Raw genomic sequence first — 17,063 nt, 5'->3', positions numbered from 1 at the left:
CGGAGCACAAGACTGTTTTAAAAATGACTACTAATTTAAGGAGAAATGTATTTTGGATATGGGATTAAACAATAAAACAGCTTTAGTTACAGGATCAACGAAAGGTATAGGTAAAGCAATTGCCATTGAACTTGCCAAAGAAGGTGTTAATGTACTGATTAATGGACGAAATGATGAAGAGGTAGAACGAACTGTAAATGAAATTAAGTTAAATTTCCCGGCTACCTCTCCTCAAAATGCTACAGCCGATATTGTGGATATTGGGCAAAGAGAAGCTTTATTTGAAAAATACCCCAATATTGATATTTTAATTAATAACATGGGTATTTATGAAATTATGCAATATGAGGACGTTGACGATGAAGTATGGGAAAAATACTTCCATACTAATGTTCTTGCTGCAAATGGATTATCTAAATTTTATTTACCCAAAATGTTAAAAAATAATTATGGCCGCATTATCTTTATTGCGAGTGAAGAAGCAATTATGCCTTCAGGACTAATGCCTCAGTATAGTATGACAAAATCAATGCTATTATCATTGTCAAAAAGCTTATCTAAATTAACAAAAGGAACAGAAGTTACAGTCAATACGATCATGCCAGGACCAACACTCTCTGAAAATGTTCATCAAATAATTGAGGGTATGTACCCTAATGAAGGTATGACTTTTTCAGAAAAAGAGAAAGAATTTATGACTACAAACCTACCTCAATCTGAAATACAGCGATTTATCAAGCCTATTGAAATAGGTAGACTAACTGCATTTGTATGTAGTCCTTATGCATCCGCATTTAAAGGTTCTCCAATCCGTATGGATGGGGGAATGGTACCGACTATTTTTTAACATTTTTTAATTATCGGGCAAGGACTTTTTCAAATTCGCTTGATGAGCCTGGGACCGTCAGGCCAGAGTCGGCAAGCAGGCTGATGATATTTAAGCCTGCGGCCGGCTCTGGCCTCTTCTCTAATCAGTGCCCCGCGAACGCAAGCGGGGCTTCATTCTCCCTATTATGAAACTTGGTGCTGACTGGTCTGTATAAGGAATCGAAAGGCATCGAGTTGACGCCAGATGAGACGGGAGGCAGCATGCTCTCCGCTTGCATCAACATAAGCTATTCGAGCACAACCGGTTCATGGTCCAGTTAGATATCGGAGGGATGCCATATACTAAGGTTGCGAAGGCAATCGAATTGTTGGCTGCCAAAGTTTCACCCGTCGTGCGACGGGAGCTTTCACGTTATCACTTTTCAAAAATTCCGACACCACACGATATCATACTCATCGCGTTTCCTGCAGCTTGCGTCTTACCTAAACAGGTAGGTAAGATCATGAGGAAGATTACGTTTATAGAGAATAAAATGAAAGAGAAAGCAATGCCAAAGCAACCTGTATCACGGTGCCTTAGATACATTGCTTTACCACAGAATTTTTGTGAATAAAAAAAACCACGATACCAAATCGTGGTTTTTTTATTATATTCTAATCTAATTGATGAGCTTCAACGTCCTAGGAGCACTTGCTGTATCCGCAGCTGCTGCATGTTTTGCAGCCTTCTAGATTAAGCAGCGAAGCTGAGCCGCACGATGGGCATAAATCCCGGGATGCAGCCGCCGCTTCATACGGGTTTTCACTTGCCGCCGCATGCTCAGAGGACGATGAAACCTCAGGGCTGACAGATCCTTGAAGGTATATAGAAGTTCCAACTGTATCCGACTGTCCTTCTGATTTTACGTCGCCCTGTGTATGCATATCAAGCGCTTTTGCCACGGCATCCGCTATGGATTCAACGCGATTAACACCGAACCCGATTGCCCCGGAGCCGCCGATTCCTTTCAAATGCTTGATCAGAAGCTTTACCTTGTTACCGTGGTCGCCGTAACGAAGAAATAAAGAACAGACCCGGCCCAGCGCTTCCGCCATTGCGAATACATCCGATCCGGCCTTGCCGACATTGAGAAAGATTTCGCCCGGCGAGCCGTTCAAATCGTTGATCGTAATATATGCCATGCCAAACGGCGAATTGATCTTATAGGTCGCGCCGCGCAGCACCTGCGGGCGGCTCTTATAGGCCTTGTCGACAACCGGCTCCGGCTGAGTGGCGGCGCCGGTCAAGCCGACCACATGTCCATCGCCGGGATTGACGTTTATTTCTATATCTACTTTCGCGGCGTTGGCGGTTTCATCCGCCTTGTCTGCCTTTTCAACCTTCTCCGTCTTCACCGCTGCATCCGCTTTTGCTTCCCCTTTATCCGCGTTCAGAACCTGAACATCCCGGCTGCCGTCGCGGTAAATCGTCACGCCTTTACAGCCAAGCTCAAAGGCCAGCTCATAAAGTCGTTTGGTGGCCTCCACGGTGAAGTCGTTCGGGCAGTTTGCCGTCTTCGAGATTGAGCTGTCCACCCATCGTTGGATAGCCGCCTGTACACGGATGTGATCCTCGGCCGACAGGCTCATCGAGGTTACGAAATAATCCGGCAGCTCCTCGCCGGGGTGCGCATCTTTCCAAGCTTGAGCAATCGGCACATACTGCTTGTCGTACCCGAGACGGCTCTGCCGGAAATATTCAAAGGCAAAGTACGGCTCTATACCCGTCGACGTCCCGACCATCGTCCCCGTGCTCCCTGTCGGCGCCTGCGTGATGACCGTGACGTTGCGCATTCCTCGATTCATAATGGCTTCGCCCACCTCCGGAAACGCCGCGATCATGCTGCGCATGAATCCGCTCTCCAAGTATTTGACCGCCTCGAAGGCCGGGAACGAGCCCTTCTCAGCAGCAATTTCCGTGGACGCCAGATAAGATTCCCTCGCCATAAAGCCGTACAGCTTATCGAGAAACTTGAGTGATTCCGGGCTTCCGTAACGGATGCCCAGCTTGATCATCAGCTCGGCAAGCCCCATCGTTCCGAGCCCGACGCGCCGCTCCTTCTTCTGATTCCGCTCATTTTCCGCAAAATGATACGGCGTCGCGTCAATAACGTTATCGAGAAAACGGACCGACCACCGCGTCACCTTCGACAGCTCATCCCAGTCCACATCATGGCTTGCTTCATCGTAAAACTTCGATAAATTTACCGCCGACAGGTTGCAGACGCCCCATGCGGGCAGGCCCTGTTCACCGCAAGGATTAGTACTGATGACTGGGTTAAAATACCAGCTGTTGGACATCTCATTGTAGCGCTCCATGAATACGACGCCCGGCTCGGCGGACTTCCACGCAGACTCGATGATTGTGTGCCAGATTTCCCGCGCAGGGACGGTTTTGTACAAGATCACTCTCTTGCCTAAACGACGCCACTGCTCGATATCTCCGTTCCAAAGCTCATTATATTCGGGGTCCTTCGTGTCCGGAAACACAAGCTCCCAATCCAGATCTTCCTTCACAGCTTGCATGAAATCATTGCTTACGCATACGGAGAGGTTCGCGTTGGTGACTTGTCCCATTGTCTGCTTCACCGTAATAAAGTCAAGCACATCCGGGTGCCAGTCGTTAATCATCAGCATGAGCGCGCCTCTTCTGGAGCCGCCCTGCTCAATCAGGCCGGTCGTGTAGCTGAACAACCCGCCCCATGATACCGCCCCGCTGGAGGAGCCGTTCACCCCGGCAACTATAGCCCGGCGCGGACGAAGCGAAGAGAGATTGATGCCGACCCCGCCGCCTCGCGCCATAATTTCGGTCATCTCCGTCAATGTCTTCATAATCCCGCCTCTGCTGTCCTGCGGAGAAGGGATCACATAGCAGTTGAACAGCGTCAGCTCATCGCTTGCCCCTGCGCCCGCCGCAATACGCCCGCCCGGAACCAGCTTCCAATCATCCAGCACATATCGAAACCGCTCCTGCCATATTTTCCGCAGCTCATCGGTTTCTTCTACTGTTGCAATGGCTGAGGCGAGCCTCTCCCACATCTCGGCCGGTGTCTTCTCCACGGTGAGCGTCAGCTTCTCGATAGAAGACTGGACAATTTCACCGCTTCGAAGCCGAACCGTCACTTCATCGCCTTCCCGCGCGGTCACCTCACCGACTGCCTTAGTCGGAAATTTCGGATCGTCCTTCGTCAGCACAAGTACAATATCTCCGACTTTCGTGCTGCTCGTCTCTGCATTCTTCCACGCATACCGGTCCAAAAATATTTTCTCGCTAAGCCCTTCCAGAGTTCCCGCTTGCTTCGTCCCCATTCTTAAGCCAACCTCCAATCCGCTCACTAATTCTGATTACCACTGTCACAGAAGATGTAAACACTATATATTGTGTAATAAATACAATACAGCACACTAGATATTGATTCAATGATGCTATTACGCCAAAAACTGAAGCCATGTCCCTATTCCCGCTCCGATCTTCTATTTTCTGCTTCCTGCGCATTTTTTACCAACATTTCAGAAAAAAAGACCAAAGAGAGTTTTTTTCGCATCGGTTCTCTTATGAATTACGGCGACCAAGGCCATACTATGGACAATAAATCCATTCCCTGCCTTGGAAGGAGTTCCTCCATGACGCAACCGACGAACTATCCGATGAAAGGAGAACACCCGCCCGGCAGCGGCTCCGCCTCGGCCAACCGGAAGCTTCACCCCAACGCCCACCTGCAGTTTGACCGTACATGGTTCCATAACCTGCAGGAGCGCATAGACCGCAACGGTCCGTGGGACGACTGGACGATGTACCAGCTCGCGGTAGAAGCCGAGCAGACCAAGCTTATCGGCAGCTTCGACGATCTTCAGTGCATGCGCAGCCTGCCGGCGCTGGAGCCGATGCCGCACCAGATTAGCACCGCGCGCAAAGTGCTTCACGAGATGAGCGGGCGCGCCATTCTTGCCGATGAAGTTGGGCTTGGCAAGACGATTGAAGCGGGTCTCGTTCTCAAAGAATATCTGGTTAGGGGTCTTGTCCGCCGTGCGCTTATTCTCGTTCCCGCATCGCTTGTTCTGCAGTGGGTGCGCGAGCTGAACCAGAAGTTCGGCATTCCGGCCATCGCCCAGAAAAGGGAGCATACCTGGCAGTACGACGTCGTCGTCGCATCGATCGATACGGCCAAGCGCGACCCGCACAAGGATATTTTGCTAAGCTACGACTACGATATGCTCATTATCGACGAGGCGCACAAGCTGAAAAACAAAAAGACGAGCAACTACCAATTCGTGAATCTGCTGCGCAAAAAATATTGCCTGCTCCTAACCGCCACGCCGGTTCAAAACGATATGGACGAGCTCTACAACCTGATAACGCTCCTGAAGCCCGGACAGCTCGGCGGTCAGGGCGATTTCGCTTCCAACTTTGTTGTCGATAAACGGATTCCCAAGAATGAGGGCCAGCTCCAGGAGACACTCTCTACCGTGATGATCCGCAACCGCCGGGGAGACGGAGGGATACAATTTACCAAACGCATCGTGAAAAACATACCGCTGGCTCTTTCGCCCGAGGAGCAGGCGCTTTACGACGGAGTTACAAGCTTCGTACGTGAGCGTTATGACGAGAGCGGCGGCGATTTGACAAGCATGCTCTCTCTGGTTACCCTCCAGCGCGAGGTGTGCAGCAGCCGCGACGCCGTGTTTCTGACGCTTGTTAATATGTTTAAGAAGACATCCGAGGACTCGCCCCTCCGCGCGAAAATATGGGGCCTCGTCGAGGTGATCCGCGGCATACAAGCGAATACGAAAGCAGAGAAAGCAATAGAGCTGATACGCGAGATGAATGATAAAGTAATCGTCTTCACAGAGTACCGGGCCACTCAGGAATATTTGCTTCAATACTTCCGTTCGCACAATTTGGTCGCCGTCCCGTATCGCGGAGGCATGAATCGGGGTAAGAAAGATTGGATGATGGATTTGTTCCGCGGCCGCGCTCAGGTCCTTATAGCGACTGAAGCGGGCGGTGAAGGCATCAACCTTCAGTTCTGCCACAACATTATCAACTTCGATCTGCCTTGGAATCCGATGCGGGTTGAACAAAGAATCGGCCGGGTGCACCGGCTCGGACAGACAAGCGATGTGAAGATCTTTAACCTTTGTACGCTCGGCACGATTGAAGAGCACATTGTGAGCCTGCTTCATGAGAAAATCAACCTCTTTGAGCTGGTAATCGGCGAGCTTGACCATATTCTCGAACGATTCGACAAGAAGGAATCGCTCGAGCAGAAGCTTGCGCGCGTGATGCTTGAAGCAGGTAACTCTACTGAGCTGCGCAAGCAAATTGATGATCTGGGCAATTCGCTCAGCCGTATCCGAAGCGAAGTTGAATCGGAGGAACCTGAAGGCATGAAGGCTATCGGGGCGATTATAAACGCCGTAGGGCAAACCGTGGAGGTGAGACCTTGAACGAACGACAAGTGCATAAATTTGTGCAGCGGTATCTGGAAACCACGAACTGCCATATCATCGAGAAATCGCCTGCGCATTTTCTCGTGAAGTTGTCCCCTAGGGCTGACCGCGACCTGACCAATCGACCCTATTACTGGAGCTTTGTAGACCGCACTGGAGCGGAACCGGAAACGATGTCCATGCTGCTCGTAACGGACAAGCTGAAATACGATGAACGGTTGGCGGCAGGTGAAACGGACGGCACCCAGGCTTCAGCAGGCGGGGGCAATCCCGGAAGCATAGCTCCAGCGGCGCTCGGAGCTGCCGGGGGCGTCGCCGCCGCTGCCGATGCCGCGCTGGGTCGTTCGTTCGGTTTCGTTCATGGCAAATTGAACGCCGTCGGCCGCGTCCCCCGGGAAGACCTCTACTTCGGCTCACGCAGACTTGAGCAGCTGTTCGAGTCTTCCAAGCTGGGCGGAAGCTATGTCTGCCTCTTTCAGGAACCGGAGAAGCGCAGCGCTCATCCGCTTCAGTCCACGGCATATACAGCTTGGCTTGGAGTGAATATGAAAGTTGAATTCGTTTGCGATATGAAGCGCGAGGAAATCCATTCCTTCGGCGTGTCGCTGGCGACCGGCCAATGCGTCGAACGATTCTACGACTCGTTAACTCAGTGCCGTATGACGCCGAAATTGCCGCCCAACATCCATACCGCAAAAAACGCCCTCTCGCTCAATAAAGCGGCAACAATCGCCGAGCAAACGCTTGAGAGGAAGCTTAGGACATACGATTATTCATGGGCGCAAGCGGCAGCAGCACGCCTCGCGGATGAGCTGGCGACCATCCGGCATTACTATGAACCGCTGATTTCATCGCTGGAAGATGAGAACCGCACTCTGATCATCGAGCAATTCGAGCGCCGGCAGGAGGAAATACGCTGGCAGTATGAACCGCGCGTGACGGCTTCCGCCATAAACTGCGGTATCTTTTATTTGGAAGGTATCGGATAGCGATAAAGCGACACGAACAATAATTTCGCACGTTGGTTCGCATCGATACGGCAAAATTAGAACGGACTTGTCCGCTTAATCGCGACAGGTTCTTACACCCTTTTCGGAGCATCTTCGTTACAATGGCGTTACGACAACAATAAGAAGAAGAAGGTGAGAAGCCTTATGCGCAAATGGGTTCCGCTATATGCGGCTGTGCTGTTATTGCTCGCCGGCAGTCAGGTTTCAGCCGCAGCCGGGACAAGCCCGGCAATCCCTCAGGAATTGAAATCGAAACTTGAGATACACGTTCAGTCTTGGATCGAGATGCTGTCCGCACAGCCTCAGTTCCAGACGTGGAAGAAAGCAGCGCCGGTTATTGTGCCGATCGGTCCCGGTCAGCATGGTTGGTTGGTTTCATTGTCGGTTGACCGTAAGCCGGTCGGCTATATGATTGTTAACGCATTGGAGAATGGAGGCTTCTCACTCGGGGAATATGGGGTAGGAAGTCACCCGGCCTTTGATCCGAATACTCTGTACCAGTCGCTGGTACGGCAGGGCTTATTCGATACTTATTCAGACGCGCTGAAGAAACCGCTCAAGCTGGAGCGGTTATATGTTCACCCTTTGCTGGCGGTATGGAAATGGTCGGCGCCTGACGGGCAGATCCGTTATTTGGACGCGTGGTCTGGTGAAGCGCTGCCAATTAACAATGAGTTATGGGAGCGCCAGCTGACTAAGCAATCCTTTGGGCCGACACAGTCTACAAGCGGTGAAGAGGAAACAAAGCTTTCCTCATCCCATCTCAATAAAGCTTTCGACCCGTATGAAAGGATGCCATGGTTGACTAAGTCCCCGCTCACTCATACACAGCTGAGCCGTCTCCCCGAGCTTCTTGACAGCAAAGCGGAAATTCGGTTTACGGCCGAGCTCTACGATGGGACCGTGCTGTTCGTTTGGCCGACAATCGGCTATCACCGGTGGAATAATCAAACCGACTATGTTGCGTTCGAGCAAGACCAAGGCGGTACCCGTTTCGTGCCGTTCAATACGATCTCCGGGGGCGGACGCTTCTACCGCTAAGCGCAGATCCGATTATCGTTGTCTCCGTCCCCGGGTTCGCCACCATAAAGCAACCCCGAAAGGCGCAATACCGAACCATCTCGTCAGCCAGGGCTCTTTAGCCGCCTTGGCTGTTTCGCGTTTTTGCTTTCTGACCTCCTGAGGCATCTCCATGAAATTGACAAACCGCTCCGTCATGTATTTAACCCATTCATCGCCCTTCTCAGCCATCCGAAGCTTCCCCCTTTCTCCATTGCCTGTAACCCGCTCTTAATCAGTGTCCCCGGAATTATTTTTGTTCAAACATGAATGAGTTTCCTTGGTGCAAGCAACGATAAAGAGAAGAATGTTCAGACGGAGGGATATTGCAGATGTTCTATCGTTTACCCGCAGGGAATCGTTATTATTGTTCAGCTCTGCTAATATTCGCTTGTATTGCAATCAGCGGGGCCGGCAGTTCTCCCATACATGCTTCCCCAAATGACGTATCGGTTTCGTCTTTTCATAAGCTGAACGCAACAACGGCTCCCCTTGATTACAAGAGGTCGCTGCCTGCGTCTGATGTCATCATAGATGTAGGACACGGGGGCATAGACGGCGGTTCCCATCATAACGAGCTTCTTGAGAAGGATATCAATCTTGCGATTGGCAAGAAACTGTATCTTCTGCTTAACAGCAAAGGAATCAGCTCGATTCTTAACCGTAACAGCGATTATGCACTGAGCGATGACAACCGCTGGGCCCGGACCCGTTCAAGACATCAACGCGACTTGTCGCAGCGCGGCGGGTTGCCTGACGAAATTCAGACCCAGGTTCTGGTTAGCCTTCATGTCAACTGGGCGAAGGACGAGAAGCACCGCGGTCCGCTCGTCCTTCATCAGCAGGAAGGGGAAAGCGCGCTGCTTGCCTTCCTGATCCAAGATGCACTGAACCGTCAGCAGCATATATTTCGTTTGCCGAAAGTAGGAAAACCGTATTACTTGCTCAATGTCGTGAAACAGCCGTCAGTCATTGTCGAGATAGGTTTTATAAGTAATGAAGGGGACAGGCAGATGATGACCGATCCCCGTAAACAGCTTGAAATTGCCGACGCCATCGCTTCCGGGGTGAGAAATTACATTCTGCTCCGTTGAAGCCGCGGCCGAAATACTACAACAAAAAAGGAAAGCCGGTTCGGCTTTCCTCTGTCATGTGTATGGTTGGTGCGGTCGAGAGGACTCGAACCTCCACGGCTGTTACACCACTAGAACCTGAATCTAGCGCGTCTGCCAATTCCGCCACGACCGCACATTTAGCGTCAAAATCATTTAGAAAGTGATTTTGTGCTCAATATCCAATACTATACCGTTTTGATCGCTATAAGTCAATATTAAATTTATCCATTACTAATCAATAACAAAATAATCGAGAAAAGACCTGTGCAAATATTGATAAGATATAGAAATGAAACGACCTGAACAGGCTTCATGCCGGTTTTCAGCAGCACGTAGTGCGCCTGGGAAGCATCGGCCTTGTACACCGGAACACCCTTTATAAGACGGCTTATAACGACGCGGACATTGTCAAGGATCGGCACGCTTAGCGCTAAGACCGGGATAAATAACGAAATAACCGTCGCCTGTTTGAAGGCCCCGTCAAGTGCGATGACCGCCAGGATAAAGCCAAGGAAGGTCGCCCCCGCATCACCCATAAACACCTTGGCGGGCGGTTTGTTGAACTTCAGATACCCGAGCGCTGCGCCAACCAGTATTGTCGCCATCATCGCGGATTCGGTCTGGCCCATAACAAGTGCGACGACGAGCAGCGTTCCGCCCGATATCGCAGAGAGGCCGCTTGCAAGGCCGTCTATGCCGTCTGTGAAATTAATGACGGTAGTTACGCCGAATATCCAGAGCACCGTGAAGAGAAACTGCAGCGCTTCGGGAAGCGCGTAATAACTGCCTGTTATCGGATTCTCGAACCCGCTGAACACAATGCCCGAAGCATAAACAAGTACGGCGGCGCCCATCTGCACAACAAACTTCGGCAGCGCAGGAAACTCCTTGCCGTGCGTTTTGTACCAATCGTCGACGAGGCCGATTACAAGAATCAATAAGCCTCCTCCAAGGATTGCACCCGATTTCGCCCAGTTATCGTGCACAAAAATCAAGTACAAGACGACAAATGCCGCAAAGATCGCAATACCTGCCGTCAATGGGATCGGCTCCCGATGAATCTTTCGTTCATTGCTGGACTGGGGCTTGTCTACAAAACCTATTTTAAGCGCCAGCGTCCGAAGCGGCGGAATAAGTACTATGACAATAACAATTGCGGAGATAAACGCTGCTATATAACTCATACATCCTCCTTGTAAACGGGTTTGAGGTTCCGTACGTCCTGCGTCCTGTGAATTCAATAAAAAGCCGCAACTATTGGAAATTATAATCATGTAAAAGCTTAATTGCAATGCCTGGCGCTCGCTGAACGACAAAGAGGCCCCGGCATCTAAGCCGGGAGCCCAGTAAGCAAAGCGAACTCGCGCGTTAATTAAAATTTCTACAGAATTATCGTCCATATACCTTCAGGTTAGCGTATTCGGCGATGAGCGGCGACATTTGGCGGAAGCCGAGCTTCCCTTCGGCCAGAGGCGGACCGAACGATCTGTCGTTGTCCTCCCATGAGAATATCGGCAGGTCGTTTATCTGGAGGCCGATCCGCCGTCCGAGCTTTACGATGAGGAGCTTGTATGATTCAGCCGAATCGGATACGTCCGGGATCGGATCGCCGCCCTGCGCCACAAGATGAAACCCATGACTTTTGCGCAAATTGCAGGTGTGAAACTGCCGTTCCTCTGTCCACCGCCTGCGAAAATACGACATATGAAACGCATTCATATCGCCCGAATGATACTGCCCGTACTCACCGGTTCTCAGAGACAGCCCCGAGTCAAACAAATCCTGCCCGCCTATCCCCGCCGCAGCGAAGAACAACATGGCCAGACCGGGTTCCTGGAGAGCCCTGAACTCCCACTCGATCGCCAGATCTGAAGGGAAGGTCTCGGAACACCAGAATACGAAATTGGACATGCCTTCTTCTCCCGGCCGAAGTTTGCTCTCAAGCCGCATTCGGCCAAGCGGAAACGAAACCGCTGCATCTCCTTCCATTCGGAACGAACTAACATCCTCGGGACATGCGAGCGGGTTATTATAAATGAGCGTCCACCCTTCCCCTTCTAGGCTCATCCGTTTTCCTCCACTTCGCCTGTAATGATAATGAATAATTGCACAACGGATTTCCCCTTAGGTTAGCCCTGCCTTTCCGCCGCCGCGGGTATCGCAGCAAGGTCATCCTGCTCCAGCCGTTCGGGGATGAAGCCCCCTATCAATTCAAGGCTTATAATCGTATTTAGCGACCACTGCGCCGCCTCATTTGTATTTATCCAAGGTATCTCCTTAAGGGGAGCCATATAGCGCCGATCTGCAGCCTCTTCCTGTAAATTGATCCGGGCATATGCGTTTTCCAGCAGAATCGACCATACCAGCTCGGCCGTCCGCTTATCGTTCTTGTAATAAGCTCCAAATGCGGCAATTCCAGTTGAAAGAACGGGGTGGTGGAAGCTGTCGTGGCTGATCGCTCCGCCGGTCGCCTTCTCCTTCTCTTCCCGGGGCAAATTATAGAACACGCCGAATTCGGCCAGCATATCCTCCCACTCCGGGTCCCTCAGCATCATTGCAAGCTCAAACCACACCTGTGGACCGCCCATGCAGATTGCCAAATGCCGTCCCCAATTGTCATCTCCCATCGGTGAGAGCTTGCCGCTTGTTGGGTCGTAACCATAAGTTGGCCCCGATAATAGCCTGAACCGCGCCCTCTTGATGCAGTCCAGGCCAACCAGTATTTTGTCGCGGTAAACCTTGTCTTCGAAGCGCTCCCAACGCGTCATCCAGTTCGAGCTGAAAGCCGCCCAATCGGGACCTACACGAATATGAGTCGGGTGCTCGTCTTTGGGAAAATAAGCCCGCATCGGATCGATATTTACCGTTGTGAAGTCCGAGTCCTTGACCTCATCCATGATATCGCCGATTCTCTCGTCGGCCGTCAAATAATAATAGTACCGGTGAAGCCCCGCCATTCCGATGCGCGCCTCCTTGCAGCCGCAGCCCCAATGGACCACGTTATGCCGGGAGCCCAGTCCCGCATATTCGCCGAAATGATAGACGTCCACCTCGCTCGTGTGCCGGGTCATCGCTTCAGCCAAACGGAAGATATCCGCTCGGCCGGAACGCAGGAACATGTACCACAGCCACATATTCGGTGCAAGCTCCGTATTTTGCCATGCACAGCCGCCCAAATCGTAGTTCCATACGTGTCGGACCGGGTCGTAACTGTGCATAAAGTCGCCGTAATCCCAGAAGCCGTACCAGTCCCTCTGCTCTACCTCGCTTTGGTAAAAGGCGATAATGCCTTCCAGCCTATCTTCCAAATAGGCTTTTACCGGTGTGTTCCTCTCGGGCAGGCTCCAGTATCCGAATGCCCGCGTCTTATAATAATGCTCCGGTTCGCAAACAAGGAGGGCCGGCTCCTGCGTCCGCCGCACCATTTCGTTCAGTGCGTCTAAATCCGGCGTTCGGGGCTCGCACCAAATACTGATCTCGCTGGTGTTAGCGACGCCATAAGGTGTCGCACGCATTTCCACCGCGCCTTCATAGGCCGATTCCACATGCGTCAACGTATCGTAATGGCGCATGTCCATCGCCTGGCAGTCCGGCGACCAGAACCACACTGTCAGATCCGCCTGATTCTGTGCCGCACCTGTGATATTAATGGATGCGGGATGCTTCTGCCAGAAATTCCTTAGACCGGCGGCAAGACCTCCTCCTTCGCCGCCCACATAACCGAGGCCGCCCGCTCTGCGTCCCGAAGCGGCCTTCAGCCAGCAGCATTCCTGCTTCGTACGCTTGGAGACCCGGAACTGCCCCGATGATTCCTGTACGAGCTTGAAATCGTCCCATACTGCCGATTCCTCCAGCAGACTGAGAAACGAAGAGTCCTCATCCCGGTTAAAGGCCACCTTCCCGCCGTCTGCCTGCCGGGTATGGAGATCGGAATACCGGCCCTTAGTTCTCCGCGTTTGCAGCGATTTGGGTGATTCCGTGAAAAAACCATCGTCCCCGGCAAACCGTACGTGACGGTTGTACAAGCTCCCCCTCATCGGAACGGTAAAGGCGATCCCGACTCCCTTGATAAAATCCTCATGCGGATTGCCGTCATAGAATAGCGTGTGAACGGCCTTGATCCGCCCTTCTCCCGCATAGAAATACAGACGCAGCGAGAAAGGCAGCCATTCCGCCCCGGAGCCTTCCGAAGCAGCATGTCTCCCGTCGAATTTGATTACACTGCGCACCGGACCGCTCTGCTCGACCTTGACAGAGTGAATCCTGCTCCGAAAAGAGGTTTCCTTAAGCGTCCTGCCTCCGCTGGTTATGAACTGCTCCTCCTTGACGGCGACGAGCCGGCCGCCGCTGCAGATCTCGGTGCCGCCGCAGGTTATAGCGGCAATGAGATCAGCGCCTTGCTTATTAAGCGTGCACACAATACGTCCCGTATCGACGACTATCTGATATGCGGTCTCCACGACGGAAACAGGTGCAGCACTCTGCGCAGGGTCGCCCTTGGATAGGCGGTAATCGGATGCACCGGCTTCCGGACAAACCGCCGCATGGGCCGACCATTTGACGCTGCCGTCAGGCCAATAAGCCGCGGGCCAGCTCTGCAGCGGAACAGCGGCGCCCGAGCCGCTTATCATTGTAAGCGAATCGCTCCGCTGCAGCACGCCTTCCTCCCATGGCACTCCCCAGGTGATTCCGCCTGCAAGCGGCTTATCAAGCGTAAGTCCGCGCAGGCTGATGACGGGAAAATCAGTCATTTGAAAGCCCACTCCCCTATAATGAGACTTGATCAATCTCATGATAGAAGAGCGGCCTTTTGCCCGCAATTGCACATTTTTGCCGCATCTGCATCCATCTATTGTCATTTTTTGATTTGTTCGCACTTTTTTGCAGCTCCCGAATCAATCCGGCGGGACACGTCAAACCACGACGCTGCTCCGCGCCATGAGCTTCTTCAATTGGCCCGGCTGAGCTCACGGTACTGGGTTGGCGTCATGCCCTCCTGCTTGCGGAATATCCGATTGAAATAGCTGTGCTGGTAGCCGACCGTTACCGCAACGTCATTGATCTTCAGCTCCGATTCACGAAGGAGCTCCTTCGCCCGCTCCATGCGAAGCTCGGTCAAATAGTCGATAAAATTTTTGCCGGTTACCTGCTTGAACGTCTTGCTGAGAAAATACGGATTTGTCCCGGTAAGGTCGGCGCAGTTATCCAAAGAGATATCCCGCATGAAATTTTGCTGTATATAGATCATCGTCTCCTCGACCATCCGCTTCACCTGAGCGCCTGAGCGCTCATCAAGCTCGCGCATGAAGGGACGGATAACTTTATCCCTGAACCAGGCGAGGATCCGTTCGGGCTCCCTGATCTGGGACAGAAGCTCATACATATTCGCCCCTTTGAACAAACGGTTCGGATTGATGCCGGAGATGAGTATCGCATGCTGGATGCTCCCGAGCAGGTGAAGCATCCCCTGCTGGACGTCGATCTCCTTCGCGCCGTTTACCGACAGCGCTTTCAGAAATTCGCAAAGATGGGATTCGGTCTCTGCCATTCTGCCCACCCGCATCGATTGAATGATATCGCGTTCCTGAGCAAACGGATATCGGGGCTCCTGCGCATCCTCGGCGGAATTCACCCGATCCATATCGATCAGCTGATTGTCATTGTCGAAAATGCGGTAGCTGACCGCCAGCTTCGCTTCCTCGAACAGCAGCGGAATGCGTGAGATTGAAGGCGTGGGATTACTGACAGCTATCGTCACATGCATGTGCAGGATATGATTGATCGCCTGTGTTATCCGATCGCATAAATCGCGAAGTGGCTGCAAATAGGAATCGTCTTTCCGCGTGGTTATCAGCAGTCCTGCCGACAAGTCGTGGAAATTGAGCACATTGGACTGATTGAACCTCTCGGCTGCAAGCTCTTCGATAATATTAACCGCTGCGAAGGTTGCCAGCCCTTCGTCTCCCTGCGAAAACCGGCCGTCAGGCAGGGTAAAGCCCGTAAACCGGATATATAGAATAACAAACTGCCTCTCATCCACTTCCCACCTGTAAAGCCTCATCCGGTCGATTAAATCCTGCTCGGAATAGGCGTAAAGATAGCCTTGAATGAGCTGCAGCAGAAAGCTCTCCTTGACGTGGGGAAGCTGATGCTCCAAACGGTTGTGAAGCTCGAGGCTTTCCCGGTTCAAATGCGTCCATTCCCGCTCGATCAGCATAAATTCGTCTTCATGGCGGTGCCCGCCGCCCAGTCTGCTTACGAGCCGCTCGATCGGATAGTATATGCTTCGCGAGGCGAGCCACGCCAAGACCAGCGCGAGCAGCAGAACGGCCGTGCTGACGAACAAAATCACTTTGGATATAATGAGGACCGGTGCGGTAATTGCCGTTATCGGCGCAGCCGAGACGTACATCCAGTCGCTTCCGATTCTGGTAAACGTACCATAAGAGACCGAGTAGGTCACATGATTCCAATCGAAATAAAACAATCCTTGGCCTTTTCCGTATGAGGCAATTTGTGCTTGAAGGCTTCGCATAAACTCGCTGCTGCCGTTCTCGGATGCAATCAGGCTTCCCGACTCGTGGAAAAGAAACGTTTTCCCGTCATCGTAAGGCGACATCGATTTGAGAAGTCCGCTCATCTTTGCCTGATCAAGCCGGATGATTATGGCCCCCGCCGCCGGCATGCTCCCGCCCGGAATCTTATGTACAAGCGTTAAATCCTTACTTTCGGGGCGGCTCGGATCGAACGCCCACAAGCGCCAATACATCGAGGAGCCGGAATTCAGCAATTCCTCGTAACGCTTCACCGCACCAGGCTGCTCCACCACACCGTACTCCGGATTAAACAAAATATGACGGCCATCCTGAACATACATCTCGACACGTTTGGTCAGCGTGTTAGAACCCTGCATCACAAGCAGTGTTTTCGTTAAATCCCGCGATTTCTCGTAACCGGCGATAAAGTCGAACCCGCTGAGGCTGTAATCGAACTGCGGATCGAATGCCCAGTGGGCAGCCGTCATTTCCAGGTTGGTCAGCTGCACATCGAAATCATGAGCCCGCTGCTCGATTTGCCGGTTGTGCAGCTGGTGCAGCTCGCTTTCAATTCGGCCGCCCGCCCAAAAGTATACAATGGCGCCTATGATAAGACCCGGAATGCCTGAGACGAATAAAATCAAGATCAGGCTTTTCCGGTAATGCTTGCCGCGGCTTCCCGATGCAGGCCGGAAGCGGCCGCCCCATTTGAATTTCAATTCGCTTATCATCTTCTCACCAACCGAATCAAAAAATTAAATTCACGGCTTGCTCTCCATACGGGCTTACATTTGTCGATTTACTCGGACAAATAAGAAGTGGTTACTAAGCAGCCTACACTCACCTTAACCCAGCAGTTCCCTGCAAAACAAGTGCTTTATGAACCTTAATGCGGTTGGACTTTTTTACGTTCCTAGTATTTTTTTGATTGCAGCCCGCTAAATCACCGGATTCTGAACGTTAAGAGCGGTTACCTGCGTTCATTGGGCGAAAACAGCACAAAAAAACACCCGCTTGCTCTCAGC

Annotated in this window: 12 protein-coding genes and 1 tRNA gene; 6 read left to right on the top strand and 7 right to left on the bottom strand. The window is 51.9% G+C overall.

What is annotated here, in order from left to right; all coding sequences use genetic code 11:
- Nucleotides 1-52 precede the first annotated feature (52 nt).
- Nucleotides 53-847, top strand: a complete 795-nt coding sequence (locus tag KZ483_RS11930; protein ID WP_220352852.1) for an SDR family NAD(P)-dependent oxidoreductase — start codon at nt 53-55, stop codon at nt 845-847.
- 173 nt (nt 848-1,020) lie between these two features.
- Complete coding sequence (locus KZ483_RS28480) at nt 1,021-1,149, top strand: hypothetical protein (RefSeq protein ID WP_258881664.1); 129 nt, start codon at nt 1,021-1,023, stop codon at nt 1,147-1,149.
- Between the two features lie 360 nt (nt 1,150-1,509).
- Here KZ483_RS28480 and KZ483_RS11925 read toward each other — a convergent pair whose 3' ends face one another.
- Nucleotides 1,510-4,176, bottom strand: a complete 2,667-nt coding sequence (locus tag KZ483_RS11925) for an adenosylcobalamin-dependent ribonucleoside-diphosphate reductase (protein WP_220352851.1) — start codon at nt 4,174-4,176, stop codon at nt 1,510-1,512.
- Nucleotides 4,177-4,515: 339 nt separating this feature from the next.
- On the opposite strand from KZ483_RS11925, the gene KZ483_RS11920 reads away from it, so the two are divergent.
- From KZ483_RS11920 to KZ483_RS11910, 3 genes are all read left to right on the top strand, one after another.
- Nucleotides 4,516-6,315 (top strand): DEAD/DEAH box helicase, encoded by a 1,800-nt coding sequence (locus KZ483_RS11920; RefSeq protein ID WP_258881730.1) that lies wholly within the window; start codon nt 4,516-4,518, stop codon nt 6,313-6,315.
- Nucleotides 6,312-7,307, top strand: a complete 996-nt coding sequence (locus KZ483_RS11915) for a YqhG family protein (RefSeq protein ID WP_220352849.1) — start codon at nt 6,312-6,314, stop codon at nt 7,305-7,307. The genes KZ483_RS11920 and KZ483_RS11915 overlap by 4 nt, the downstream gene beginning before the upstream one ends.
- 165 nt (nt 7,308-7,472) lie before the next feature.
- Nucleotides 7,473-8,369 (top strand): hypothetical protein, encoded by an 897-nt coding sequence (locus KZ483_RS11910; RefSeq protein WP_220352848.1) that lies wholly within the window; start codon nt 7,473-7,475, stop codon nt 8,367-8,369.
- A gap of 12 nt (nt 8,370-8,381) precedes the next feature.
- On the opposite strand, the gene KZ483_RS11905 is transcribed toward KZ483_RS11910, so the two are convergent.
- The gene (locus KZ483_RS11905; RefSeq protein ID WP_220352847.1) at nt 8,382-8,579 is read right to left on the bottom strand and encodes a YqzE family protein; all 198 of its coding nucleotides are present in this window, start codon (nt 8,577-8,579) and stop codon (nt 8,382-8,384) included.
- 140 nt (nt 8,580-8,719) lie between these two features.
- Between KZ483_RS11905 and KZ483_RS11900 the strand changes: the two genes are divergently transcribed.
- Nucleotides 8,720-9,481 (top strand): N-acetylmuramoyl-L-alanine amidase family protein, encoded by a 762-nt coding sequence (locus tag KZ483_RS11900; protein WP_220352846.1) that lies wholly within the window; start codon nt 8,720-8,722, stop codon nt 9,479-9,481.
- A 67-nt stretch (nt 9,482-9,548) separates the two neighbouring features.
- Here the strand turns inward: KZ483_RS11900 and KZ483_RS11895 are convergent.
- The 5 genes from KZ483_RS11895 to KZ483_RS11875 all read right to left on the bottom strand — a co-directional run bounded on the left by KZ483_RS11895 (nt 9,549) and on the right by KZ483_RS11875 (nt 16,769).
- Nucleotides 9,549-9,635, bottom strand: a tRNA-Leu gene (locus KZ483_RS11895).
- A gap of 88 nt (nt 9,636-9,723) precedes the next feature.
- A complete protein-coding gene (locus KZ483_RS11890) occupies nt 9,724-10,686 on the bottom strand; it encodes an MraY family glycosyltransferase (RefSeq protein ID WP_220352845.1) in 963 nt (320 codons plus the stop codon).
- A 205-nt stretch (nt 10,687-10,891) separates the two neighbouring features.
- Nucleotides 10,892-11,569, bottom strand: coding sequence for a DUF1961 family protein (locus tag KZ483_RS11885; RefSeq protein WP_220352844.1), 678 nt, complete (start codon nt 11,567-11,569; stop codon nt 10,892-10,894).
- A 62-nt stretch (nt 11,570-11,631) separates the two neighbouring features.
- Nucleotides 11,632-14,253, bottom strand: coding sequence for an exo-rhamnogalacturonan lyase family protein (locus tag KZ483_RS11880; protein WP_258881663.1), 2,622 nt, complete (start codon nt 14,251-14,253; stop codon nt 11,632-11,634).
- Nucleotides 14,254-14,450: 197 nt separating this feature from the next.
- Nucleotides 14,451-16,769, bottom strand: a complete 2,319-nt coding sequence (locus tag KZ483_RS11875) for a helix-turn-helix domain-containing protein (protein WP_220352842.1) — start codon at nt 16,767-16,769, stop codon at nt 14,451-14,453.
- Nucleotides 16,770-17,063: the final 294 nt, after the last annotated feature.

The sequence above is a fragment of the Paenibacillus sp. sptzw28 genome, assembly GCF_019550795.1.
Taxonomy (GTDB): domain Bacteria; phylum Bacillota; class Bacilli; order Paenibacillales; family Paenibacillaceae; genus Paenibacillus_Z.
This window is presented reverse-complemented; position numbering and strand designations above follow the sequence as displayed.